The sequence below is a fragment of the Clostridium sp. CTA-19 genome, from assembly GCF_054767855.1.
In genome coordinates this window covers 32770-58495 of sequence record NZ_BAAABH010000010.1, presented here as the reverse complement: position 1 = coordinate 58495, position 25726 = coordinate 32770, and the positions used below count along the sequence as shown (strand labels likewise).

Sequence of the window (25726 nt, the reverse complement as noted above, 5' to 3'; positions counted from 1 at the left end):
AATAACTGTTGGGCATAATAAATTAAATTATAACAGTATAAAGAGGTGTGAAGGTGAATGGATTTTAATATAAATAAAGAAAGTAATAAACGAAAATATTTTATAGAAAAGTTATCTCAAAAAATATTTTTAATATGTGCACTAATATCAGTAATAAGTTTAATCTTAATTATAGGATTCATATTTTATAAAGGGTTTCAACCATTTGTATCAAAGGGATATTCTTTTACAGAGTTTATCTTTGGCAAAAAATGGGTGCCTAGTGGTGATAAATTTGGAATTTTTCCAATGATATTAGCATCAATTTATGGAACCTTAGGCGCTGTAATAATTGGAGCTCCAGTAGGAGTTTTTACAGCACTATTTATATCTGAAATTGCACCTAAAAAAGTAGGTGTAGTAATATCAAATGCAGTTCAGTTATTAGCAGGGATACCATCAGTTCTTTATGGTGTATTTGGATTAGCTGTAATAGTACCTACAATACAAAATTTATTTAATTTACCGAAAGGACAAACGTTGCTAGCAGTTATAATAGTTCTTGCTATAATGATGCTACCTACAATAGTTACAGTAGCAGAAACATCTATAAAAGCAGTACCTAAAAGTTATAAAGAAGCATCACTAGCCCTTGGGGCATCTAAAATAGAAACTATATTTAAAGTTGTACTTCCAGCAGCTAAATCAGGAATTCTTGCAGCGGTGGCATTAGGAATTGGAAGAGCAATTGGAGAAACTATGGCAGTGATTTTAGTTGCAGGTAATAGCGTAATAATACCAAGAGGACTTGCAGATAGCGTTAGACCTCTTACTACTAACATTGCACTAGAAATGGGATATGCATTTGGTACTCATCAAGAGATGTTATTCGCAACAGGTATAGTGCTGTTTATATTTATAATGATTATTAACTTAACTATTTTAAAACTTTCTTCAAAGGTAGGTAAGTAGAATGAGAAAAATAAAAGGATTTTTTCTAAATAGCTTATTATGGCTATCGGCTATTTTAACAGTAATAATATTAGGAGTAATATTAATATTTATATTTACGAAGGGAATAGGTGTAATAAACTTTAAATTATTATTTAGCAATTATTCATCAGATGGCCAGGGTGGGTTACTTCCTATGATAATAACAACACTATATACCGTTGGATTATCTCTTTTAGTGGGAGTGCCAATAGGAATATTATCAGCTATATATCTTCAAGAATATGCAAAACAAGGTGTAATTGTTAAATTTATAAGATTTTCAACAGAAGTGTTAGCGGGTATACCATCTATAATATATGGATTATTTGGTTCCATATTCTTTGTAACCATATTAAAAATGGGTTACTCCATATTAGCGGCAAGCTTAACATTAGCAATAATAATATTACCAGTAATAATAAGAACAACAGAGGAATCACTAAAAACTGTGCCATCATTTTATAAAGAAGGATCTTTAGCATTAGGCGCTACAAAGTTTCAAACTTTATATAAAGTTGTTTTACCAGCAGCTATGCCAGGAATACTTTCAGGAGTAATATTATCAATCGGAAGAATTATAGGAGAATCAGCGGCTATATTACTTACAGCAGGAACTGCAGTAGCTATACCAGAAAATATAATGTCTAGTGCTAGAACACTTACTGTTCATGCGTACTTAGTTACAAAAGAGCAAGGAGATATAGGGTTAGCAGCAGCTATAGGAATTGTTTTAATAGTTATGGTTTTGGTATTAAATTTATTATCTCAATTCATAGTTAAAAGATTTACTAAAGGAAATTATTAAAAAGAGGTGAGTTTATGGATAACAAAAAAATTTCTGTTAGAGATTTAGATTTATTTTATGGTGAAAAACAAGCACTTTTTAAAATTAATATAGATATATCAGAAAATGAAGTTACAGCATTAATAGGACCGTCAGGATGTGGAAAATCAACATTTTTAAGAACTTTAAATAGAATGAATGATTTGATAGACAATGTTGATGTTATAGGTAAAATAAAAGTTGATGGTAAAGATATATACAAAGATGATGATGTAATTGCATTAAGAACTAAAGTTGGAATGGTGTTTCAAAAGCCGAATCCATTTCCAATGAGTATATATGATAATGTTGCTTATGGACCAAGAATACATGGGGTAAGAGATAAAGCTACCTTAGATAAAATAGTTGAAGAAAGCTTAAAAGCAGCAGCACTTTGGGATGAGGTTAAAGATAGACTTAAAGCATCAGCTATGGGAATGTCAGGTGGTCAGCAACAAAGGCTTTGCATAGCAAGAACAATAGCTATGAAGCCTAAAATAATTCTTATGGATGAACCAACATCAGCATTAGATCCTATTTCAACATTGAAAGTTGAAGAACTAATATTATCATTGAAAGATAATTATACTATAGTAATAGTTACTCATAATATGCAACAAGCAGCCCGTATATCAGATAAAACAGCATTTTTCTTAAATGGTAAATTAGTAGAATTCGATAATACAGGAAGTATATTCTCAAACCCTAAAGATATAAGAACGGAAGATTATATAACTGGAAGATTTGGTTAAAAATGAGGAGGGGATTAAATGAATGCTAATATAAGAAAAAACTTTGAAAATGAGATTTTAAAACTAAATGAGAAGTTAACTAGTATGGGGAACATTACAATAGAAATGTATAAAAGCACCGTTAAAGCACTTAAAGAAAATGATAAGGAGTTAGCTTTAAAGATAATAAAAAAGGATTCTGTTATTAATGAATTAAATGATGAAATAAATAATGAGGCAGTAATATTAATAGCAAAACAATCACCAGTAGCAATAGATTTAAGAACTATAATAACAATCATTAAAATATCTACTGAAATTGAAAGAATAGCAGATTATACTAAAAACATATCAAATTATATACTAGCTTTTAATACGTCTAATTGTGAGGGAATACAAAGTTTAAATAACGAGTTTATAAAGGCAATTTCAATTTTGACAAATATGATAAATAAGACAATGGACGCTTATGAAAATGAAAGCTTAGAAGATGCTAAAATTGCAGCAACTTTAGATGATGAAATTGATAATATTTATAAATCAAATTTAAAGAAATTTGTTCAAGGAATTAAGAAAACAGAAAATGAACAAGAAATTGATCAGTACTTGCAAGCTATAATGGTAAACAAACATTTAGAAAGAGCAGGAGATCATGTAACAAACATAGTTGAAGAGGTTATGTACTATATAAAAGGAAAAAGATATAGATTGTAAAAAAATAAAGTTACATTATGAATATAAAAGTCATATTATAAAAACTGTTACAATATAGAGAAAAGTCTATGAGTAGCAGTTTTTTACTATATAGAAATTTAATTTTATTTAAATAAAAGTGTAAAAAAGATAACTTTACAGAATATACAAATTTAATTAATAAAATTCATCTTTTATTTACTAAAATTATGTTTAATGGTTTTATAATGAAAAACATATGAAGTGGTATAAATTAACTTTATATAAATTTTGAATTGATAAAAGGGGGATTTATCATGAAGAAAAAAGGATTAATTATAAGTATAGTCATTATAATTATTGCTGTTGGAATGGGAATTATTTATAACATGCCGATGAATAATGTTAATTATGTTAAAAAAAATAGTAGAGAATTAAAGCTCAATGATATTAACGATAACAAAGATTTAGATTTAATATTGGATAATATAAAAGATAAAACAATTGTGTGTACAAATGAGAATCATGGTATTAATGAAAATGCAGATATTCAATATAAATTTGTAAATTATTTAATGGATAATTGGGATTTAAAATACTTTTTAATGGAATGTGGATATGCATCAGGAACTCTTTTAAATGAATATTTACAAACTGGAGATGAAAAATTATTAGATGATATTTTTGAAAACGGAGTATTTGGAGCTATGAGTGATGAGTCTTCAAAGGAATTGGCAAAAAAATTATATTTAAAAAATAAAGATTTACCGGAAGAAAAAAAATTAATTATAATTGGACTTGATGTTCAACAGCAAGATGGAAGCATAACTTATTACTTTAAACACATAAAAAATAAATATAATAATATTCCTAAAGATCAGTTAGAGAAAATAAATAAGGTTTTAAAATGTTCTGAAGAAGAAATGATTAATGGTGAAAGAAGTAGCACATTCGTAAAAGCAATTGAAGATTTAGAGAAAGATATAAAGGAAAATGAAAAAAAATATATACAATCATTAGATAAATACGAGGTATTTAACCTTGAATGTATACTAAATAATTTAAAAAATACTTCTAAATTAGTGCCACTAATAGATGGTGGAATAAGTAATAATAAAGAATTCTATGAAGCAAGAGATAAAATGAACTATGAAAACTTTAAAAAAATATATGACCATTTTGGTGGTGGAAAGTATTATCTTCATTATGGTATGGATCATATTTATCAAAGAGAAATAAATAATGTAAAATTTTTAGGTGCAAATCTTAAAGAAGATTCGAATTTTAAAGATAAGATTTATAGTATAAACACACTGTATAAAAATGGTGAGGCATATAATTATGATGATCTATCACCTTATAGTTTTTATAGTATTACTACAGATTTAGAAGAAACTTTAAAAAAAGCTGGCATAGAAAATGGAAATAGAATAATTGTATTAGATAATAAAAAAAGTCCATATAAAAAGAAAATATTTAAAGAATGTTTTACATTTATCGATGTGTATAGGGATGAAAAATTATTCGAATCTAATAAAGGTGTAACTACAGATTATTTTCAAGCAGAAATAATAATAGAAAATCCAACACCAATTAAATGGTATGGAGAGGAAATAATAAAAAAATTAAAACGTTAAGTATGTAGGGAGAGAGAATGAATATTATAGTTAAGGGATTTAGTAATAGTGAAGGAACATTTGGTAATATGTGTACATGTGATTGTGCATGTAACTGTAACGTAGTTGGAGGACTTGGTGGCGGTATAGTTAATGGAATTGAATGTGCTAGAAAAGGCAAATATACTTGGGGAAAACCTTGCAATAGATATACACCAAGAGATTAAAGAAAATAATTTTAAAATATGAATTAGCGTGTAAACACACGCTTTTTTATGTAAAAATTAATATTATATAATATATAAATTTATTAAATAAAATTATGTTTAATAGTTTTATAATGAAAAACATATGAAGTAGTAAAAATTAACTTTATATAAATTTTTTTTGATAAAGGGGGGATTTATCATGAACAAAAAAGGATTAATTATAAGTATAGGCATTATAATTATTGCTATTGGCGTGGGAATTATTTATAACATGCCGATGAATAATGTTGATTATGTTAAAAAAAATAGTAGAGAATTAAAGCTCAATGATATTAATGATAACAAAGATTTAGATTTAATATTGGATAATATAAAAGATAAAAATATAGTTTTTACAAATGAAACCCATGGCATGAAGGAAAATACTTATATTAAAGAAAAATTTGTTAATTATTTAATAGATAATTGGGGTTTAAAATACTTTTTTGTGGAGAATGGATATGCAGAATGTAGTTTCATAAATGAATATTTACAAACTGGGGATGAAAAGCTATTAAATGATATTTTTAATAATTTTTTTAATATAGTATATACTGAGGATGAAAAACAAGTGCTTAAAAAAATTTATTTGAAAAATAAAGAATTGCCAGATGAAAAAAAGTTAAAGTTTGTTGGTATTGAAGCAATAGAATCATATAATGGAGTAAAATTTTATTTCAATAATATTTTAGAGAAATATAATAATTTACCTAAAGAACAAATAGATAAAATTGAAAAAATTTTAGAGTGTAATGAGAAGGAAGAACTTTATACTGAAAGAAGTAATGAATATATAAAAGCAATTGAGGAATTTGAAAATGATATTAAAGAAAATAATGAAGCATATATAAAACATTTAAATAAAGAAGAGGTGTTTAATATAGAATTTATATTAAACAATTTAAAAAATATGTCTCAAATAGGTAACCCAGAAAAGGGTGGACCATATGTTAATAAAGAGTTTTATGAGACAAGGGATAAGTTAAGTTATGAAAATATTATTAGTATATATGATCATTTTGGTGAAGGAAAAACATATATTCATTACGGAATAGCTCATGCATATCAAAGCCAATTTAATGGAGTAAAATTTTTAGCAAAAAATCTTAATAATGATTTGAAGTTTAACGGCAAAATATATAGTATAAATACAGTATATGAAGATGGGGAGAGATTTAATAATTTTAGTTATGAAACTGAGAGGTATAATAGTATTACTACAGAATTACAAAATACTTTAAAAGATGCTGGTATAGAAAATAGTAACAGAATAATTGCATTAGATAATAAAAAAAGCCCCTACAAGAAGAAAATGTATAAAGAGTTATTTGAACTTCAATATGCATATGGAGATGAAGAAATGTTTAAAAATGATAAAGGTGTAACTACAGACTTTTTTCAAGCAGAAATTGTAATAAAAAACCCAAGGCCGATTGAATGGAATGACGAAGAGTTTTTTAAAGAGTTAAGAAAGTGATTAAAATGTTAATAAGAAAAGATTAATTAATTTAATTATATTTAAAGTTTTAATGGATATAATAAATAAAACGTATATAAATATTAAAATTTATATTGACAGAATTTTTAATTTAACATATTATATTAATAAATATTGAAATAATGCTATGAAAAGAAGAGTAATGGTGATAATAATGTCCGAAGAGAGCTAGGGTAGGTGAAAGCTAGCGTCAGAAAACACTATGAACATGGCCTTGGAGCAGACTTTCTGAGCAATAGTTAGGAAAGTACGGTGGCAACCGATATATTGCAAGGTGATAAATACTTTAGGGTTGAGTCACTTACTGAGGTACTTATTGTAAGGTAAGTATAAATTAGAGTGGTAACACGTGTATATTACGTCTCTATACGATTAATTTCGTATAGAGACTTTTTATTTGTATAAAATTAAGATAATCATAGGAGGAATAAAAATGAGTAAAAAACCGTTTTATATTACAACACCGATATATTACCCATCTGCAAATCTTCATATAGGAAATACGTATACTACAGTTGCAGCAGATGCTATAGCTAGATTTAAAAGACTAACAGGTCATGATGTAATGTTCTTAACAGGAACAGATGAACATGGTCAAAAACTTCAAAGAATAGCAGAGGAAAAGGGCGTTCAACCGATAGAATATATAGATGAAATAGTTGCTGGAATAAAAAGTCTTTGGACATTAATGGATATTAAATATGATAAATTCATAAGAACAACTGAAGATTATCATAAGAAAGCTGTTCAAAAAATATTTAAGCAGTTATATGATCAAGGTGATATATACAAAAGTTCATATGAAGGACTATATTGTACACCATGTGAATCTTTCTGGACTGAAACACAATTAGTAGACGGAAAATGCCCAGACTGTGGAAGACCAGTTGAAAAGGCAAAAGAAGAAGCATATTTCTTTAAAATGTCTAATTATGCTGATAGATTAATTGAGTATATAGAAACTCACCCAGAATTTATACAACCAGAGTCAAGAAAAAATGAAATGCTTAATAACTTCTTAAGACCAGGATTACAAGATTTATGTATATCAAGAACTTCATTTACTTGGGGAATACCTGTAGAATTTGATCCAGGTCATGTTATATATGTTTGGATAGATGCATTATCAAACTATATAACTGCATTAGGATATAATAGTGAAAATACTGAGCTTTTAGAAAAATATTGGCCAGCAGATGTTCACTTAATAGGAAAGGATATATTAAGATTCCATACAATTTATTGGCCAATAATGTTAATGGCTTTAAATATGCCACTACCAAAGCAAGTATTTGGTCATGGATGGTTACTTGTTGATGGTGGAAAAATGTCTAAGTCAAAAGGTAACGTTGTAGATCCAGTTATTTTAGTTAATAAATTTGGTGTAGATGCAGTAAGATACTATTTATTACATGAAATTCCATTTGGAGCTGATGGGCTATTTAACAATGAAATATTTATAAAGAAAACAAACTCAGATCTTGCAAATGATCTTGGAAACTTACTTTCAAGAACAGTTACAATGATAGAAAAATATTTTGATGGAGTAATACCAGAGCCACAAGTAAAAGAGTCTTTAGATGAAGAGCTAATTTCACTTGCATTAAATACCCCTAAACTTGCAGAAGAAGCTTTAGATAAATTTAATGCACCTGCTGCACTTGATCATATATGGACATTAATAAGAAGAACAAATAAATATATAGATGAAACAACTCCTTGGGTTCTTGGAAAAGATGAAGAACAAAAACCAAGACTTGCTACAGTTTTATATAACTTAGCAGAGTCTTTAAGAATAGTTTCTGTTTTAGTTTCTCCATTCCTACCAAGTACAAGTGAGAAAATAAATGCACAAATAAATGCAACAAATATAACTTGGGACAGCTTAAAAGAATTTAATGGAACAGTTTTTGGAACTAAAGTTTGCAAAGGTGAAGCTATATTCCCAAGAATAGATGTTGAAGCTAAATTAGCAGAACTTGATAAGATTGCAGAAGAAGCTAAAAAAGCAGCAGCAGTTAAAGAAATGGAACCTATAAAGGAAGAAATTACAATAGATGATTTTGACAAAATAGATTTAAGAGTTGTTAAAGTTTTAGAATGTGAGCCAATTAAAAAAGCTAAAAAACTTTTAAAATTAAAAGTTGATTTAGGTGGAGAGGTACGACAAGTTGTATCTGGAATTGCTCAGCATTATAAACCTGAAGAATTAGTAGGTAAAAATGTGGTTTTAGTTGCAAACTTAAAACCAGTAAAATTAAGAGGTGAATTATCACAAGGTATGATACTATGTGCATCAACTGATGATGATAGTAAATTATTTGCTGTAAATCCTGGTGATGTTCCAGCTGGAAGCATAGTGAAATAGTATAAGTAATAAAAACTGTCTCGAAATGAGACAGTTTTTACTTTTATTTTAAATTATAATTTATAAAAATTTTGGATATTTAGAAAGCACTGTATAAGAATTATATTTAAATTTTAGGGAATTCTAATTTGTAGAATAGATTTAAAAGGAGTGTTTTTATATGCCAACTTTAAAAGGTAGTAAAACTGAAAAAAATCTTATGAGAGCTTTTACTGGCGAATCTCAAGCAAGAAACAGATACACATTTTATGCAGAGGTAGCTAAAAAAGAAAATAATGAATATTTATATCATGTTTTTACAGAAACAGCAAATAACGAAAGAGCCCATGCAAAGGTGTTTTTTGATTTATTAGCTCAAGCGTTGACACCGGAAACTGAAGTATTAATAGAAGATGGAACTTATCCAGTAGCAACAGGAACAACAGAACAAAATTTGAATTATGCAGCTAATGGAGAAAATAATGAATGGACTACTGTTTATCCAGAGTTTCAAAAAATAGCAGAAGAAGAGGGATTTAAGGAAGTAGCTATAGCATTTAAGCATATAATAGAAGTTGAAAAATCCCACTACGAAAGATATAAATTACTATATCAACTTATGAAAGAAAATAAACTTTATAAAAGAGATGAGCAGATTTCATGGAGATGCATGAATTGTGGATATATATATGAAGGAACAACAGCACCACTTGCATGTCCATTGTGTAAATATCCTCAAGGATATTATGAAAGATATTATGGTACTGAACAATAATATATAATTTAAATAAAAAAACTATGGAATTATATTTATAAATATATAATTCCATAGTTTTTGTTTATATTTTTTCATATTCTATTTTTCTATTTTTAAAATGTACTGGTTTTAAATTTAAAACATCACAAAAATCAACAGCTTCTTTAAAAGATCTACCTATATTTTCAGGAACATGAGAATCAGAACCAATAGTAACAAGGGTTCCACCTAATGAAGTATAAATTGAATAGATGTCTTTTAAAGATTTAATAGCTTTATCATCGTTAAATCTTCGTGTATTAAGTTCAACTACTATATTATTTTCAATACAAAGTTTAAAAACTTCCTTTATGTAGTCACCATATTCACTTACATGCATTTCTTTATCTTCAAAAGTACAATATCTGCATATATAATCTATATGTGCTAAAATATCAATATAATTATGGGTATTAATAGAAGCTATCATATCGGTAAAATATGTAGTAAAGATATAGTCTTTAGATTTACCTTTGTATAATGATTTATCAAAAATATCAATACCATTTACAGAATGTTGAGATCCAATTATTTGGTCAAAATCATATTTTTTTGCAATATTTAAATTTTCATCTGAAAAATTTTCATCCATTCCAAGTTCAATGCCTAAAAGTAAATCATTGCTTTTGCAGTTAAGATAGTTGTTAAAATAACTATCTATGTCAAGCTTAAATTTTGTTTTATCTGGATAATTTAAATCCATATGATCAGTTATAGTTAACCCTAAATTTAATTCTCTAGCTTTTTTTATAGCAATATCTATATTCATTTCAGAATCGCTAGAAAAGTTAGTATGTATGTGGGTATCAAACATATAAACACCGCCTTAAATTTAATAATTAGTTTATATATGGTTCCAAGTTGACTTTTAAGATTATCCATTTCAAAACTTGGATACCTAAAATAGTGAGGCATGCTCCGAATCACTTCAAATTCAACACTACATTTTATATAAAAATACTTTAAGATTATTGAATAAATTTAAATTGGAGCTTGTTTCCCTATAAAAGTAATTACATAATATAATTATACCACTTAAGGTACATTAATATAAAAAAGAACTATTTTAATAAAAATTAAATTCTTATTAAAATAGTTCTAAAACTTTATTTTAATTGTGATATTTTAAAATACAAAATTATTCTTAAACTTATATGTTATATGTTATATGTTTTAAATTCTTTTATTTAACTTTAAAAACTAGCCAAAAAGGTTAGCGAATACAGCTATAATAACAGAATTTGTAAAGTCTACAAGGAATGCTCCTACTACTGGTAATATAAAGAATGCTTTTGGAGATGGTCCAAACTTAGAAGTAACAGCATCCATATTAGCCATACCATTAGGTGTTGCACCCATTCCAAATCCACAGTGACCTGCAGACATAACAGCAGCATCATAATCCTTACCCATAAGTCTAAATGTTATAAAGTATGCGAATATGAACATTAATACTGCTTGGCAACTTAGTAATATTAGAAGTGGTCCAGCTGTCTCTTTTAATTGCCATAATTGTAGACTGATTAAGGCCATTGAAAGGAATACATTTAACGCAATATTTCCTATTGCATCAGTACAAGCTGTATTGATTTTAAATTTCTTAGTTACTTCACCAAAATTTATAACTATAGCTGCAATTATCATAGCATCTATATATGCAGGTAGTGTTACACCTATTTTAGTGAAGAAGATTTCTAATATACTACCTACACCCATACATATAAATATTATTGATAGTGTAGTAAATAATGATTTATATGATAGTTCTTCTTTTGCAGTAGTTGTAGCTGCTGCATATTCAAGAGAATCACTTTTTAAATTATTCTTTTGAATTAATCTTTTGCCAATAGGTCCACCGATAATACTACCGCAGATAAGACCAAATGTCGCAGCTGCCATTGCTGTAGCTGAAGCACCAGCTAGTCCATATTGAGTTTCAAAAGTGTGTCCCCATGTTGCACCAGTTCCATGACCACCAGTCATAGTAATAGAACCTGCAATAAGACCAAGAAGTGGATTAGCACCTATAAGTTTTGAAACAGCAACTCCCACTATATCTTGTAAAACAACTAAAGATACTGCTGCTATAAAGAACATTATAACTTGTTTTCCACCTTGTTTAATAAGTTTAAAACTAGCACCAAGACCAATTGTTGTAAAGAATACAAGCATAAATGGATCTTGTAATGTTACATCTAGGTTTATAGTTGCAATATTATATTGTCTAAGTAGAAAGTTTAAAATTGCAAAAATAAGACCGCCTATTACAGGGGCAGGAATACAAAATTTTTCTAAAAGTGAAACCTTTTTCTTTAAAAAAGACCCAACATAGTAAAAAATTATTGCTACTGCTAGAGTTTGAATCATACTTAAGTCAATAACCATTAATAATCCTCCTTTAATATAATTAATTAAAATAAAAAGTACTACATTTCAATATTACAATAATATAAAAAATTCAGTCAAATGTAAAATAAGCCAAATTTCGAGAATAATTTGTGTTAACACAATAAAATGTCTAATTTTTTCAAATATACTAGTTTTGAAATTGAAAATTATTTCATTTTTTAAATTAGGCTAAAAATACTGATAAATGAAAGAAATAGTTAAAGTTTTATCAAATATGGTGAATATATATTTAAATAGAAATAAAAAAATGTTAAGATAAAATAATATCATATCATTTTTTTATATGAAAGGAGAAAATATAAAAAGCTTTGCTATATAATATATGAAGGAATTGGATAAACTAAGAAAATAGAATATAATATTTAGTGGACTAAGTATTAATAGGTTATTACATAATTTACAACAATTGTAATAACACCTGCTATTAATGTTAAAAGAATATCAATGCATTTATTTACAATTAAATTAAAGGAGTGATAAATTTGAAATATTTAATAGGTGTTATAATAGGTGCCATAATAGGGTATTTTACCAATTGGTTAGCTATTAAGATGTTATTTAAACCGCATAAAGAGGTAAGGATTCTTGGAGTTAAAGTACCATTTACTCCGGGATTAATACCAAAAGAAAAAGATAGAATTGCTAAAAGTGTTGGAGATGCTGTTGGAGAACATTTGCTTGATAAGGAAACAATTATAGATTCATTATGTAGCGAAAAAATTAGCAATTCTATTAAATCATATTTTAAGGATAAGTTTTTAAAAGTTAAGGAAAGTGAAAAAACAATTGGAGATATATTAGATACAAGTTTACAATTAAATGTTGACAATATTTTAAAAGAAAGTATTTCATCAACTATTTTAAACTCTGAAATTAGTGAAAAAATAAAGAGAGAATCTTCTTTAATTATTGAAAAACAACTTGTAAAAATTATAGAAAAGAATCCTAAAGAAGTATTACTACATAAGGATTACGATAAACTTAAAAACAATTTAATACATAAGGGTAATGAGTATTTAGATAGTGAAGAGTTAATTGGAAATATTAATAACATATTAGAAAAAAATATAAAAATTTTGCAAGACTCAGAAGAGAAACTAAAGGATGTATTACCAGAAGGATTAATAGTAGCTTTAAAAGTTTATGCATGTGATAATCGTGAAAAAATAGCAGAGTATTTAAAAGATATATTAAAAACTGAAAGAACAGAGATTAAAATTAAAGATGGCATAGACAAAGCTATATCTGGAATGAGTCCTATGATATCTATGTTTTTGAAAAGCGATATGATATATGGTAAAGTCTTAGAATATGGAGATGCTTTTTTATCAAATGAAGAAAATATAGATGATCTATCTATGTTAATAACTAATGCTATAGATAGTTTTTCAGAAAAGTCTATAAGTGAAGTTTTAAATAGTATTTCTTTAGAAAATAAAGAGGAAGTTGTAAAAAACATATCAAATCTAATAGTTTTTAAAGCAAAAGATAATAATATTATAGACGGTTTTGCTACAAAAATTCAAAATGGATTATTTGAAAATAAAAATAATATAGAAGAAGTATTAAAAACAGTGGATATTGATTCAAAGGATTTAATTAATAAAGTTATAGATATTGTCAATAAAGATGTTTTGAAAGATGATATTATTAAAAATGTTGTAAATTCAATGGTTGAAGATTTAATAACAATAATTAAAAATAAAAAAATTAAAGATATTTTAGTTAGTGTTGATGAAAGAACAGTTGATAATATGTCAAAAAATATTATTGAAGTCTATAATAGATTTATGCAAAATAGTGGGAAACAACTTGTTGATAGCTTTAATGTATCAAGAATAATAGAAGATAAAATTAATAGCTTTGAAGTAGAGTTTGCAGAAAAATTAATTTTGGAAATTGCAAGTAAGGAATTAAGAGCTATAACATGGCTTGGAGGATTACTTGGAGGAATTATGGGACTACTATCACCGATTTTAGGAACTATTCTGTAGTAATTATATAAACTGATTAGGGGGAATTTATTATGATATTTGACTCGCATGCACATTATGATGACACAAGCTTTGATGAAGATAGAGATAAAGTTATAAAAGAAATAAAACACAATGGTGTTATTGGTGTTTTAAATTGTGGATCTGATTTCAATGGTATGAAAATGTCAGTGGAATTGTCTAATAAGCATGATTTTATTTATGCAGCAATAGGTATACACCCATCTTATGCTGACATTGTAGATGAAAAATTAATAGATGAATTAAGAGATATTTATAAAAAAAATAAAAAAGTAAAAGCTATTGGTGAAATTGGACTAGACTATTATTGGGAGGAAAATCCACCAAAGAATATTCAACAAAAGGCTTTTAAAATGCAGATGGAACTTGCAAGAGAGCTTAAAATTCCAGTAGTTATACATGATAGAGATGCACACAAAGATACACTAGATATAATGAAAGAATATCCAGATGTAACAGGAGTAGTTCATTGTTTTTCTGGAAGTGTTGAATTTGCTAAGGAATGTATAAAATTAGGTTACTATATAGGGGTAACAGGAGTGGTTACCTTTAAAAATGCTAAAACTATAAAAGAAGTATTAAAAGAAATACCAATGGAAAAAATATTAGTTGAGACAGATTGTCCATATATGGCGCCAACTCCTAATAGAGGTAAAAGAAATCAATCAGACTATATAAAATATATTATAGAAAATATTATGGAAATAAAAGGAATAAACAAAGCAGATGTGGAAAATATAACTGTATCAAATACTAAGAGGGTATTTAATATATAATTTATTAATAATTTTTACTCTTGTTCCATATAAGTAATAAATAATGAAATATTTTCATTGATATCTAATTTAAGTTATAAGTAACTTGTTTTGTAGATGAATAACTTGGAATTCGTACTTTAATATGACTAATAATGAAAAAATTTAAAGGGTATTTTTATAAGAATTTGTAAAATAATTTAAAACATTGACTGTCATAAAGTAATAATTAATTATTTTAAGTAATATATTTAATTAACATCATCAAAAAAATTTATTAAAAGTCTTCTACTAAGTCTACCCTTAAGGATTGATTTATCTGCAATTACAAGTCGTGAGGTATGATTCAAACTCATGCGTTTACGGAGTCAATTCACAAGAGAATAGTTTGAAATTTGACAGGAATAAAAATCTTAGGTATAATTTCGAGGTACTCTTGTCTAAGGGAGGTATTTTTATGATTAGTAATATAAAAACAAGACTAAGTAGTATTTTTAAGTCTTGGAAAAAAACTCTAGCGGTAGCGACGTGCGTTACTGTTATAGGGGGCGCAGTTACTATAGTAAATATGAAGAAAACTATATCAGTAGTTATTGATGGCCAGGAAGTACAAATAACAACATTAGCAAGTGATTTAGGAAAAATATTAGATAAGCAAGAAATAAAGGTAGAATCATTTGATAAGGTATCTGTAGCATTAGACAGTAAAGTGAAAGATGGAGACAAAATTTATATAAAGAAAGCTGTAGATGTTGAAGTAAATGTTGATGGCAAGGTATTGAAATTTAAATCATCAGAAGATAATGTGGAAAATATGTTAGATTCTAAAAAAATTGCAATAAATGATTTAGATAAAATATCACCAACAAAAGACGAACTTCTGCAAGATGGAATGAAAATTAATATAACAAGAGTAGCCAAAGAAGTTAAAAATGAAGTTAAATCGTTAGAATATGCAGTAGAAAAAAGAGAAAATAACGATTTAGCGGAAGGTGCTGAAAATATAGTTCAAGAAGGCCAAAATGGGGAGAAATTAATAACCTCAGAAGTTGTTTACGAAAATGGAAAAGAAGTTTCACGTAAAGTAGTAGGTGAAAAAGTTCAAAAAAATCCAGTAAATAAAATAGTAGACATTGGTACTTTAGCATCTGTAAGAACTTCACGTGGAGCAGAGGAAAATTATACTGATATGGTAGTCATGGAATCCACAGCCTATACAGCAGATAGAGGAAATGATAATGGAATAACAGCATCTGGTACAAGTTGTGTTCGTGACCCAAATGGATATAGTACTATTGCAGTTGACCCAAGAGTGATTCCGTTAGGAACTAAAGTATATATAGAGGGTTATGGGTACGCAATAGCTCAAGACACCGGTGGAGCAATTAAAGGAAATATAATTGATGTTTACTTTAATAGTTATAGTGAAACTATGAATTGGGGAAGAAGAAACGTTAAGGTTTATATTTTAAAATAGGAGCTAAGCTCCTATTTTTTCTTTTTCCCCAAATTTAAGTTGTTATACTGAAAATATAATAAAATAAAATTTATATAAGTATAATTTAAGATAAGGAGTTATAAATGAATTTTAAATTTACAATAAGTGAAGTTATAACAATTGTTATGGCTATGTTGGAACAGTTAGAATCAATAAATGAATTTGGTGTAGAAAATGAAGTGTATTTTCCAAAACCTATAAATGATAAATTGAATAGTATCGAGGATGAAGAATATGATAATTTCATATCTAAAGCATATGAAATAGCAGATAAGGTTTATTTTCTTAAAAGTGGAGAACTTAATGAATTGAATTTTATCCATGAAGAGGTTAATAGTTTAGCACAAGAACTATTAAAAGAATATATTTAAGCAGAGATTAGATTATTTAGAGTTACTTTAAATTATTATAAAAATATGTATAAAAACTATTTAAAATAAAGCATTTATAGGAATACTAATATAAGACTGTTATAGTGCAATAAATAATTTATGTAAGAGTAGGCTTACTTTTCATATGATATATAATGAGTTATAATATTAAAGTTAGAATTGAAGCATCTTAGAAAAAAATACAAATTTTATATATTTAAAATTTAAAAATGATTATTTTAATATGCTTTATAGTTAATTTGAATTCTAAAGGATGCTATATAGTAGATGTTTGAAACTTAGCATAATATAATTTTAGAAAGTATAGAATAAAGTTATGTAAAAAATCTTAAGATTTTATCTACTATATAGCATCTTTAATATTAAGAAAATATCTTATAAATCTTGGAGGAATGTAATGATTAAAGAAGTAATTGTTGTTGAAGGTAGAGATGATGTTACAGCTGTAAAAAGAGCTGTAGAAGCAGAAGTAATTTCAGTTAGTGGTTTTGGGATAAATGCAAATAGTATAAATAAGATAAAAGAAGCACAAAAGAGACAAGGGGTAATAGTTTTAACAGATCCTGATTTTGCTGGAGAAAAGATAAGAAAAATAATATCAAAAAGAGTTTCAGGAATAAAACATGCCTATATAAGCCAAAAAGATGGAACTAAAGGTGATGATATAGGAGTTGAAAATGCTTCTCCGGAAACTATAATTAGAGCACTAAAAAATGCAAAATGTGAAATGAAAGATGTCCGTAAAGAATTTAATATTCAAGATATGTACTTTTTTAAATTAACTGGAGACAGTAGGTCAAAAGAGAGAAGAGATTGCTTAGGCAATATACTTGGAATTGGTTATGGCAATGCTACTCAATTTGTTACAAGATTAAATAACTATGGAATAAGTAAAGAAGAGTTTATAAAAGCGATGGAAAAAGTTGAAAAGGAGATAGATAATGAGTAACTTAAATACAAAAGATATTGTAAATAAGTATGATTTTAAGTTTGCTAAAAGTTTAGGACAAAACTTTTTAACAGATGATACTGTATTAGAAGATATAGTAGCAGGTGCAGCAGTATGTAAAGATGATTATGTTATAGAAATAGGACCAGGTGTAGGAACACTTACTGTTGAATTGTTAGGTAAAGCTAAAAGAGTTACGAGTATAGAACTTGATGATAGATTAATACCTATTTTAACAGAGGAACTTAAAGATTATGAAACATTTAACCTTATACATAAAGATGCATTAAAAGTAAATTATACAGAGTTAATTGGCGATGAGAAAAGTGTTAAAGTTGTAGCTAATTTACCTTATTACGTAACAACTCCAATTATAGCAAATCTTTTAAATGGTGAGTATAACTTTAAATCATTAACAATAATGATACAAAAGGAAGTTGCAGAAAGAATAGATGCAGAACCTAGCACAAAGGATTACGGTGCATTTTCATTATTAGTACAATATTATTGTGATACTGCAATAATTAGAAGGGTATCACCATCATGCTTTATACCTTCTCCTAAGGTAGATTCTATAGTAATTAGATTAGATAAATTAGAAAAGCCTAGAATAAGTGTAAAAGATGAAAAATTATTTTTTAATGTAATACGTCAATCATTTAATATGAGAAGAAAAACTTTATGGAACGGTATGAAAAATATAGGATTAGAAAAAGAAAAATTAGAAAAAGCATTTAATACTGCGGGAATAGACCCAAAACGTAGAGGTGAAACTTTAACTATAGAAGAATTCGGAAAGTTAAGTGATGCCATATATGATCAAAAAAATGGATAAAATACATAGTAGATTAAAACTTTATAAATAATTTTAAAAGTTACAAAATAGGTAGAACGCCTAATTTGTAACTTTTATTTTTTTTATATATGGAATCAATTTTAAAAAGAGGAATTATTTAAATAATAAAATAATAAGATAATAAAAGAGATATTAGATATATTATAAAATTATCATTTTTTATAGTATAGTTTCATATATTTATAGTGTATAAATTAAATGGAGGTAGCAAAAGTGGCATCTAAAAAAAGTTATAGTAGGTTTTTTATTATTCTGCAAGAAGATGAAAAAGGTCACGGATTGACTTCTGATAAAGCGCCATCAGGTTACACGAAAATAGAAGTTAAAAATAATAAATGTAAATTGTCTTATTATGTTCAAAATTTAAAGAAGAATGATAAAAATTATTATATGGCATTAATCTGTGATAAGGATGATGTTAAAAATATAATAAATGTATCAAAGTTGAACATAGACGATAATGGAAAGGCAGATACTGCATGCGAATACGATGTTAACAATATAGGAAATACGGGAGTATCCTTAGACAAAATAAGTGGTTCTGCAATAATATCCCTAAGCAGTAATAGAATGAAATCTATTATGAGTGGATTTATAACTAATGAAATATCAAAGGATTGGAAAAATTTCAGAGTAATTTCAGAAGAAACCTTATCCCGTGAGCAAAATGTAGAGACTAAATTTGATCAGTATGAGAAAGAAATTGAAGAGAAAAAAAGTGACTTACAAAGGCAAACCAATATAGAAAAAGTGGAAGAAAAAAATATAGGAGTTCAACCTGACTTTAAGGTGGGAGAAGGTAAGGGTAAAGAAAATAGTTTACAAAATGAAACAATCATGAAAGATAAAAAAGAAATTTTAAGAAATGAACCACAGATACAAAAAGAATGTGATTTAGAAATTAAAGAAGATAGGAACATTACAAATTTAGAACAAGTTAATGATGATGAATTTGAGATGTTAAAGGAAAGCGAGATACAAAGACATAAGAAAAAACATGAACATGACAATGAGTGTAAAGAAGAACATAAAGAAGAAAAAAAATCAAAGAAAAAGGAAAAAGAAGAATGCCAAGAATGTAAGGAACATGAACATGACAAAAAATCTAAAGAAGAAAAACCAAATAAAAAAGAATCTCACAATGAAGGTAAAAAAAATCTACATGAAGAGTATCATAATATGGAAAACATCTTTAATTTAAATGAAAAAATGGTTAATGAAAGTCAAGGAATAATGAATAAATTTTTTAAGGATATAGTTAAAGATTTTGAGAAAGTATTAGGATATGATGAAATTAAAAATTGTACATGGTATAAAGTAAATATATATCAGTTAGAAGATATGTATTGTATAAATGATTATAAAAAATATACGGTAGTATATTACCCTTTGATATGTTATTATCCATACATTTCAAAATATAAGCATTGTATGGTAGGTCATAAACATGATAAAAATGGTGATTTAAAATATCTTATTTATGCAATCCCAGGCAAAAAAGCTGAACATGAACAACCATATGGAGGCAAAACTGGATTTGTTACATGGATGCCAAGTAAAAATACCGATGATTATGGATATTGGATAATGTTTTATGATTTTAAAAATTCAACAGTAGTAGTTCCTGTGAAAAAATAAATATGAGGGGGGAGACCCCTTCATTTTTAATTATAGTTTTGTGGATACATATAGGGAAACAAGCTCCAATTTAAATTTATTCAATAACCTTAAAATATTTCTATACAAAATGTAGTGTTGAATTCTAAATGATTCAGAGCATGTCTCACTATTTTGGGTATCCAAGTTTTGGAATAGATAATTTTAAAAGTTAACTTGGAACCCTATATATGTAAATAAGCTCGAATTTAAAGTTATATATGAATCGGAAAAATATTCTCACCTGAAATTTTTGCTAATTTTAAAGTGTTTCCGGTCATGGCTCTATCCAAAATTTAAAGTTTATAAGCTAAAGTATTATTTTGGAATCCTATAAATAATAAAATTAAGTATCTATAAATAAAAAGCTTCTATTTTAAAAATGCTGCTTTGAAGCTTTGTAATAAGTTGTTTAACATATATTTACAAGTAATGTTTAGGGGGATAAAAATATGAGTTTCAATGAATTTGATAGAAAAAAAACTGGATTAGCAATTATTATGGTAGGGCTTATGATAATGGTAATAGGAATAGGAAATTTTTTTCAAGATAAATTAAAGGAAACTACTTTAACACAAAACAATATATCTTCATTCAAAATATATAAAATTAATGAAACTATTAATTATAGCCTTCCTGACACATGGATTAACAGTGAAGGGAAGGCAAGTAATGATATAGAATATAATAGTGAATTTATATCTGAGGATGGAGTAATAAAAGGAAACGTTAAATTATATAAAGATGAATTTAAACAAAATGAATTATTAAAAGAGCATAGTGACAATTTGAAGTCATTAGGTATAAAAGAATATAAAAGAAGAACTGTTAAATTGAAAAATGGTAAAGGAACTTTGATAGAGTATAAAAATAAATTATCAGATAGCAAAGTGTATAGAAATTATGATTATATAATAAATTTAAATAATAAAAATATAGTTGTTAATTTTTATATGGATGATAAAAGCTATAAAGAAAATACACCTACGTTATTAGATAAAATTGTAAAAAATATTCAATGCAATTAATGTTTGATTAAATAACATACAAGTATTATAATAAAGATATTAATAAAAGAGGAGCATTGGCTTCTCTTTTATTAATATAGGTATACAATAAGTATAAAGTTAAAAATGAATAAATTAGATGGTGATTTTGGAATCATATATAAAAAGAATATATGAAAATAAATTTAAATGATTTTTGGAGGGCTAATGTGAAAAAAAATAAAAAATATTTAATAATCATAATATGTTTTACTGCAATGATTGCCTTAAATGGATGTTCTTTAAAAAAAGATAATGGGGCATTTAGTTTTATGAAAGATACCAATGTTATGAAAATAACTATTCAAAGTACGAGAGACCAAAGTTATAAGTTTACTGTTACAGATAAAGATGTAATAAATGACATTTATAAAATACTTTTAAAGGCAAAAAAAGTTGAGGAAAAGAGTACATTGTCACCAGACTATATTTTTGAAATATATGAAGGCCCTGAAAATATACATAAATTTAATTATATTACAGGATTAGATAAAGCTGAAGGTGCTAATTTTTATGATGGAAATAATAATTATATAGTTTCTAAAAGATTAGATAATGACATAATAAAGAACTTTTGGAACATAAGAAAGCCCTTAGATTTTGAAAAAGTTTATTATAATTCTATACTGAAAGGTCTAGATCAATATTTAAATAATGAAGGCAAAGGTTTAAAAGTTGCTGTCAACTTAGATAAAGATTTAGAAATGGCTAAATTTGTATTATCAACAGATTTGCTTAAATTTGAAAAGAATTTAAGTAAGCTAAATAATGTAACTCTTATTGGTGATAAAAAAGAAGAAGAGTTTGATGCAGTAATGAGTTTGAAAACAGAGGGATATACATCAACTAAGTATAAAGGCATCATAACATTTTCAGGAAAAGCAGGATCTAATGATCAAATTTATTATATAAATGATGTATATGAGAACGGCGGTTGGAATATTAGTATAACTAAAGAAAAACCAGAAAATTTTTAGTTCATTTATATTTAGTTTTGATAAATTAAAAAGATTATATAGAAATTTTAAATAAACACTATTAAAAGTTAATAGTGTTTATTTTAGTTACATTAAAAAAAATTAGACATATTTAGTGTATCTTTTTTATTATGTAATGTAGATAGATTTACATTGTCCCCTACATTAGAATTTGATGGTAATGAATTAAGCGGAATATTTATTATAAAACTATTAGAAATTTCAACAAAAGCGTCAGTACTATTTAAATCTATAATTTTACCAAACAATAAAAACACCTCTTTTATGTAAGTTTTGTTTATTAAAAATAGCTATGGTGAAACAAGATAGAATTTTAATTTATTCTAAATATATTTATGAAATTAAGGTACTTTCTATGATGTGAGCACTTTTGTAAATAGCCACCTTTTGAAATTAATAACCTTAAAAGTTAACTTGAAACTTTATATTGTATTTATATTTTAAACAAATATTAATTGCAGTATTCATTAGAAGTATAAAAATAAATATGATTAGTAATTATTTCATAACAATAACCTGTAAATAAAATAATTTACAGGTTAAAGTTTTTTAAATTATAGTTTAAGCATTTATTGAAATCATGATAATCTTAAAATTATAAAAATTATCATAAATAGGATCAAAAATTATAATTTAGAAACATTTGTAGCTTGAGGTCCTTTTTCACCTTCAACTACATCAAATTCTACTTTTTGTCCTTCTTCTAAGGATTTATAACCATCATCTTTTATGGATGAAAAATGAACAAAAACGTCTTCTTCACCTTCTACAGATAAAAATCCAAATCCTTTTTCGGCATTAAACCATTTTACAGTACCTATCATAAAAAATTCCTCCTAAATAAAACAAATTCATAAAATTTAAATTTGATACTAGTTTTTACTATTTATAAATTTTTATACTATAAATATTATTAAATATTTAAATTTAATCTTTTTTATAAGTTTAATATAAAAAATTAATTTATAAAATTTCATAATTAAGTTAATAAAAATAGTACATACGGTACTATACAAGGATTATACTCAATATATTAAAATAAGCAAAATAATTTGAAAATAACAAATAGGGTTAATAATTAAGTGCATAATTTAATATATAAAAAATTATAATATAAAGCTAGAAAAAAAACATGTCAATTTGACTACATAAGTGAAAAAGGAAATAAGAATACATTAAGATGAGAATTTTAAGTTTTAAGTCATTTTTCTATACACATTCGCTAATTGATATAAATATTTTACTAGAGTATAATAGACCGAGTGCAATATATCGTGTTTGAGGGGGTAGTTTATGCTATATGTTGTGAAAAGAGATGGTAGAAGAGCTGAATTTAACTCTGTTAAAATAACAAATGCAATTAAAGGTGCAGCAGATGAAATTTCATATAATCTACTTGAAAGCGAAAAAATAGAATTAACTCAAAAGATAATTAAAAGAATTGAAAAATTAAATGTAGAAGAACTTACTGTAGAGCAAGTACAGAATATGGTTCAAGAAACATTATTAGAAAACGGGCATAAGCCTATAGGTGTAGCTTATGCTAACTATAGAAAAGAAAGAACTAGATTAAGAGAAATTAAATCAGATTTAATGAAGGCCATTGAACAAATAGGTGTGGAAACAGATAGAGATAATGCAAATGTTGGAAACAACTTTAGTTCAAAACTTCTTAGAATAGCAAGTGAATCAAATAAATGGTTTAATTTATCAACAATGCCAAAGCATTTATCTAAAGCCCATGAAAATGGAGATCTATATTATCATGACTTAGATAGTTATAACTTAACAGTAAACTGTCTACATATACCAACTAAAGAGGTGTTAGAGAGAGGTTTTAACACAGGTTATGGATATCTAAGAAAAGCTAAACGTATAGACTCAGCAGCAGAACTGTCTTGTATATTACTTCAATCAACTCAAAATGATATGTTTGGAGGACAATCTCATCCAGATTTTGATAATGACTTATCTGTATTTGTAGAACCAACAAGAGAAGAATTAAGAAAAGAATTTGAAGAATTAGGAATCCCAAAAGAAAACATAGAAGTAGCAGTAGAGAAAAAAGTTAATAGAATGATTGAACAGTCTATGCAAGGGATTGTATATAATTTAAATACAATGCATTCTAGAGCAGGCTCACAAGTTCCTTTTTCATCAATAAATATTGGAACGCCTGATAATAAAGATGCAGCACTTATATGTGAAAAGTTTTTAATTGAATATGAAAAAGGATTAGGTAAAGGAGAACAACCTATTTTCCCTAACATAATATTTAGAGTTAAAACAGGAATAAATAAGGAGCCTAATGATCCATACTACTACTTATTTAAATTAGCTTGTAGAGTAGCTAGTAAGAGAATGAATCCAACATTTATGAATATAGATGCGGATTTCAATAAGGAATATTACGATAAAGGATATATGCCAGCAACAATGGGATGTAGAACTTACCTTATGAGTAATTGTAATGGAGAGCCGGGAACTAAGGGAAGAGGTAATATAGCACCAACAACTATAAATCTTCCAAGAGTAGGTATTCTTGCTAAAGGCGATAAAGAAAGGTTCTTTTCTTTATTAGAAACTAGATTAGAACAAGCAAGTGAATCATTAATGCATAGATATAATGTATTAAAAAACTTAAGAATTAAAGATTTACCATTTGTTGCAGGTCAAGGACTTTTAAAGGGTTCAGAGGGATTAGGATCCGATGATTCTATAGAACCTATTTTAAAACAAGGTAGTTTTGCAATAGGATTTATAGGTCTTGCTGAAACTTTAATAGCACTTACAGGAAAGCATCATGGTCAGTGTGAAGAGTCAAGAAAGCTTGGAGAAGAAATTATAACATTTATGAGAGCCTTTACGGACAAGTTAACTAAAGAAACTAGTCTAAACTGGGGATGTTATGCAACACCAGCAGAAGGTTTAAGTGGTAAATTTATATTACAAGATAAGAAGGTATTTGGAGAAGTAAAAGGGGTAACTGATAAAGATTACTATACAAATAGTTATCATATACCAGTAGGGTTCCCAATATCAATAATAGATAAAATTCAAATAGAAGCTCCATACCACAAGCTTTGTAACTCAGGTCATATAAGTTATTTAGAAGTTGATGATTATCCATCACCAGAAGTTGTTGAGGATATTATTAAGTATGCTTATAATAACAGTAACATAAGCTATATAGGTATAAATTTCCATATTAAATATTGTAGAGATTGTGGTACGTACTTAAAACCAGATAAATTTGAATGTCCCACTTGCGGAAGTTCAAATATTCAAGGTGTATCAAGAGTAACTGGATACTTAAGCTTAGATGAAAGATTTGGTCCGGGAAAATACCATGAAAGAGAAGACAGATTAGCACATACAGAAAATCACAAAAAAATCTATGCAATAGAGGAATAATATAATTTTATAATAAGGAAGGGTGTTACAATGCT

23 protein-coding genes and 1 other annotated feature are annotated in these 25726 nt (G+C 26.6%); of the genes, 19 read left to right on the top strand and 4 right to left on the bottom strand.

All coding sequences use genetic code 11. The features are described from left to right. The first annotated feature begins 57 nt into the window (after nt 1–57). The 9 genes from pstC to rbr all read left to right on the top strand — a co-directional run bounded on the left by pstC (nt 58) and on the right by rbr (nt 9682). Nucleotides 58–951, top strand: coding sequence for a phosphate ABC transporter permease subunit PstC (gene pstC / locus ACYUE0_RS07430; protein ID WP_460270053.1), 894 nt, complete (start codon nt 58–60; stop codon nt 949–951). A gap of 1 nt (nt 952) precedes the next feature. Continuing rightward, nucleotides 953–1777 carry a phosphate ABC transporter permease PstA gene (gene pstA / locus ACYUE0_RS07425; RefSeq protein WP_460270052.1) on the top strand — a complete coding sequence of 275 codons (825 nt, stop codon included), beginning with the start codon at nt 953–955 and terminating at the stop codon, nt 1775–1777. A 14-nt stretch (nt 1778–1791) separates the two neighbouring features. Then, nucleotides 1792–2547: a phosphate ABC transporter ATP-binding protein PstB gene (gene pstB, locus ACYUE0_RS07420; protein WP_460270051.1), complete on the top strand. Its 756-nt coding sequence runs from the start codon at nt 1792–1794 to the stop codon at nt 2545–2547. Between the two features lie 18 nt (nt 2548–2565). After that, nucleotides 2566–3240 carry a phosphate signaling complex protein PhoU gene (gene phoU, locus ACYUE0_RS07415; protein ID WP_460270050.1) on the top strand — a complete coding sequence of 225 codons (675 nt, stop codon included), beginning with the start codon at nt 2566–2568 and terminating at the stop codon, nt 3238–3240. A gap of 275 nt (nt 3241–3515) precedes the next feature. After that, on the top strand, nt 3516–4835 hold the full coding sequence (locus ACYUE0_RS07410) for an erythromycin esterase family protein (RefSeq protein WP_460270049.1): 1320 nt from the start codon (nt 3516–3518) through the stop codon (nt 4833–4835). A 17-nt stretch (nt 4836–4852) separates the two neighbouring features. Continuing rightward, on the top strand, nt 4853–5041 hold the full coding sequence (locus tag ACYUE0_RS07405) for a hypothetical protein (RefSeq protein ID WP_460270048.1): 189 nt from the start codon (nt 4853–4855) through the stop codon (nt 5039–5041). Nucleotides 5042–5222: 181 nt separating this feature from the next. Beyond that, complete coding sequence (locus tag ACYUE0_RS07400; protein WP_460270047.1) at nt 5223–6539, top strand: TraB/GumN family protein; 1317 nt, start codon at nt 5223–5225, stop codon at nt 6537–6539. 139 nt (nt 6540–6678) lie between these two features. Beyond that, nucleotides 6679–6929, top strand: a binding site (T-box leader). A gap of 64 nt (nt 6930–6993) precedes the next feature. Next, nucleotides 6994–8928 (top strand): methionine--tRNA ligase, encoded by a 1935-nt coding sequence (metG, locus tag ACYUE0_RS07395; RefSeq protein WP_460270046.1) that lies wholly within the window; start codon nt 6994–6996, stop codon nt 8926–8928. Between the two features lie 160 nt (nt 8929–9088). Further along, nucleotides 9089–9682: a rubrerythrin gene (gene rbr / locus ACYUE0_RS07390; protein WP_010293906.1), complete on the top strand. Its 594-nt coding sequence runs from the start codon at nt 9089–9091 to the stop codon at nt 9680–9682. 64 nt (nt 9683–9746) lie between these two features. Here the strand turns inward: rbr and ACYUE0_RS07385 are convergent, their stop codons facing one another. Next, a complete protein-coding gene (locus tag ACYUE0_RS07385) occupies nt 9747–10517 on the bottom strand; it encodes a histidinol phosphate phosphatase (protein ID WP_460270045.1) in 771 nt (256 codons plus the stop codon). A gap of 386 nt (nt 10518–10903) precedes the next feature. Further along, nucleotides 10904–12088 carry a sodium/glutamate symporter gene (gene gltS / locus ACYUE0_RS07380; RefSeq protein WP_199869266.1) on the bottom strand — a complete coding sequence of 395 codons (1185 nt, stop codon included), beginning with the start codon at nt 12086–12088 and terminating at the stop codon, nt 10904–10906. 506 nt (nt 12089–12594) lie between these two features. On the opposite strand from gltS, the gene ACYUE0_RS07375 reads away from it, so the two are divergent. From ACYUE0_RS07375 to ACYUE0_RS07335, 9 genes are all read left to right on the top strand, one after another. Continuing rightward, nucleotides 12595–14106 carry a DUF445 family protein gene (locus ACYUE0_RS07375; protein ID WP_460270043.1) on the top strand — a complete coding sequence of 504 codons (1512 nt, stop codon included), beginning with the start codon at nt 12595–12597 and terminating at the stop codon, nt 14104–14106. Nucleotides 14107–14138: 32 nt separating this feature from the next. Continuing rightward, nucleotides 14139–14903, top strand: coding sequence for a TatD family hydrolase (locus ACYUE0_RS07370; RefSeq protein WP_460270042.1), 765 nt, complete (start codon nt 14139–14141; stop codon nt 14901–14903). Nucleotides 14904–15339: 436 nt separating this feature from the next. After that, nucleotides 15340–16359: a 3D domain-containing protein gene (locus ACYUE0_RS07365; protein WP_061994041.1), complete on the top strand. Its 1020-nt coding sequence runs from the start codon at nt 15340–15342 to the stop codon at nt 16357–16359. A 104-nt stretch (nt 16360–16463) separates the two neighbouring features. Beyond that, nucleotides 16464–16751, top strand: coding sequence for a hypothetical protein (locus ACYUE0_RS07360; RefSeq protein WP_460270041.1), 288 nt, complete (start codon nt 16464–16466; stop codon nt 16749–16751). A gap of 418 nt (nt 16752–17169) precedes the next feature. Next, the gene (rnmV, locus tag ACYUE0_RS07355; RefSeq protein ID WP_199869269.1) at nt 17170–17721 is read left to right on the top strand and encodes a ribonuclease M5; all 552 of its coding nucleotides are present in this window, start codon (nt 17170–17172) and stop codon (nt 17719–17721) included. Then, entirely contained in the window at nt 17714–18556 is an 843-nt protein-coding gene (rsmA, locus tag ACYUE0_RS07350) for a 16S rRNA (adenine(1518)-N(6)/adenine(1519)-N(6))-dimethyltransferase RsmA (RefSeq protein WP_061994044.1), read from the top strand. The genes rnmV and rsmA overlap by 8 nt, the downstream gene beginning before the upstream one ends. A gap of 234 nt (nt 18557–18790) precedes the next feature. Beyond that, entirely contained in the window at nt 18791–20215 is a 1425-nt protein-coding gene (locus ACYUE0_RS07345) for a DUF7922 domain-containing protein (RefSeq protein WP_460270040.1), read from the top strand. A gap of 470 nt (nt 20216–20685) precedes the next feature. Continuing rightward, nucleotides 20686–21261, top strand: a complete 576-nt coding sequence (locus ACYUE0_RS07340) for a hypothetical protein (protein ID WP_061994046.1) — start codon at nt 20686–20688, stop codon at nt 21259–21261. Nucleotides 21262–21449: 188 nt separating this feature from the next. Continuing rightward, nucleotides 21450–22256: a hypothetical protein gene (locus ACYUE0_RS07335; RefSeq protein WP_061994047.1), complete on the top strand. Its 807-nt coding sequence runs from the start codon at nt 21450–21452 to the stop codon at nt 22254–22256. A gap of 92 nt (nt 22257–22348) precedes the next feature. On the opposite strand, the gene ACYUE0_RS07330 is transcribed toward ACYUE0_RS07335, so the two are convergent. Further along, nucleotides 22349–22525, bottom strand: a complete 177-nt coding sequence (locus ACYUE0_RS07330) for a hypothetical protein (protein ID WP_164474733.1) — start codon at nt 22523–22525, stop codon at nt 22349–22351. Between the two features lie 378 nt (nt 22526–22903). Next, a complete protein-coding gene (locus ACYUE0_RS07325; protein ID WP_061994048.1) occupies nt 22904–23101 on the bottom strand; it encodes a cold-shock protein in 198 nt (65 codons plus the stop codon). Nucleotides 23102–23570: 469 nt separating this feature from the next. Here ACYUE0_RS07325 and nrdD point away from each other — a divergent pair, with 469 nt between their 5' ends. Then, nucleotides 23571–25691, top strand: coding sequence for an anaerobic ribonucleoside-triphosphate reductase (gene nrdD / locus ACYUE0_RS07320; protein ID WP_061994049.1), 2121 nt, complete (start codon nt 23571–23573; stop codon nt 25689–25691). Nucleotides 25692–25726: the final 35 nt, after the last annotated feature.

What these genes read in the sequence shown, in the direction of transcription:
- ACYUE0_RS07360 (WP_460270041.1), top strand. Translation starts at nt 16,464, where the DNA reads ATGAATTTTAAATTTACAATAAGTGAAGTTATAACAATTGTTATGGCT.
- ACYUE0_RS07340 (WP_061994046.1), top strand. Translation starts at nt 20,686, where the DNA reads ATGAGTTTCAATGAATTTGATAGAAAAAAAACTGGATTAGCAATTATT.
- phoU (WP_460270050.1), top strand. Translation starts at nt 2,566, where the DNA reads ATGAATGCTAATATAAGAAAAAACTTTGAAAATGAGATTTTAAAACTA.
- rnmV (WP_199869269.1), top strand. Translation starts at nt 17,170, where the DNA reads ATGATTAAAGAAGTAATTGTTGTTGAAGGTAGAGATGATGTTACAGCT.
- pstA (WP_460270052.1), top strand. Translation starts at nt 953, where the DNA reads ATGAGAAAAATAAAAGGATTTTTTCTAAATAGCTTATTATGGCTATCG.
- ACYUE0_RS07385 (WP_460270045.1), bottom strand. Translation starts at nt 10,517, where the DNA reads ATGTTTGATACCCACATACATACTAACTTTTCTAGCGATTCTGAAATG.
- rbr (WP_010293906.1), top strand. Translation starts at nt 9,089, where the DNA reads ATGCCAACTTTAAAAGGTAGTAAAACTGAAAAAAATCTTATGAGAGCT.
- pstB (WP_460270051.1), top strand. Translation starts at nt 1,792, where the DNA reads ATGGATAACAAAAAAATTTCTGTTAGAGATTTAGATTTATTTTATGGT.
- ACYUE0_RS07405 (WP_460270048.1), top strand. Translation starts at nt 4,853, where the DNA reads ATGAATATTATAGTTAAGGGATTTAGTAATAGTGAAGGAACATTTGGT.
- ACYUE0_RS07400 (WP_460270047.1), top strand. Translation starts at nt 5,223, where the DNA reads ATGAACAAAAAAGGATTAATTATAAGTATAGGCATTATAATTATTGCT.
- ACYUE0_RS07325 (WP_061994048.1), bottom strand. Translation starts at nt 23,101, where the DNA reads ATGATAGGTACTGTAAAATGGTTTAATGCCGAAAAAGGATTTGGATTT.
- metG (WP_460270046.1), top strand. Translation starts at nt 6,994, where the DNA reads ATGAGTAAAAAACCGTTTTATATTACAACACCGATATATTACCCATCT.
- pstC (WP_460270053.1), top strand. Translation starts at nt 58, where the DNA reads ATGGATTTTAATATAAATAAAGAAAGTAATAAACGAAAATATTTTATA.
- ACYUE0_RS07365 (WP_061994041.1), top strand. Translation starts at nt 15,340, where the DNA reads ATGATTAGTAATATAAAAACAAGACTAAGTAGTATTTTTAAGTCTTGG.
- gltS (WP_199869266.1), bottom strand. Translation starts at nt 12,088, where the DNA reads ATGGTTATTGACTTAAGTATGATTCAAACTCTAGCAGTAGCAATAATT.
- rsmA (WP_061994044.1), top strand. Translation starts at nt 17,714, where the DNA reads ATGAGTAACTTAAATACAAAAGATATTGTAAATAAGTATGATTTTAAG.
- ACYUE0_RS07410 (WP_460270049.1), top strand. Translation starts at nt 3,516, where the DNA reads ATGAAGAAAAAAGGATTAATTATAAGTATAGTCATTATAATTATTGCT.
- ACYUE0_RS07370 (WP_460270042.1), top strand. Translation starts at nt 14,139, where the DNA reads ATGATATTTGACTCGCATGCACATTATGATGACACAAGCTTTGATGAA.
- nrdD (WP_061994049.1), top strand. Translation starts at nt 23,571, where the DNA reads ATGCTATATGTTGTGAAAAGAGATGGTAGAAGAGCTGAATTTAACTCT.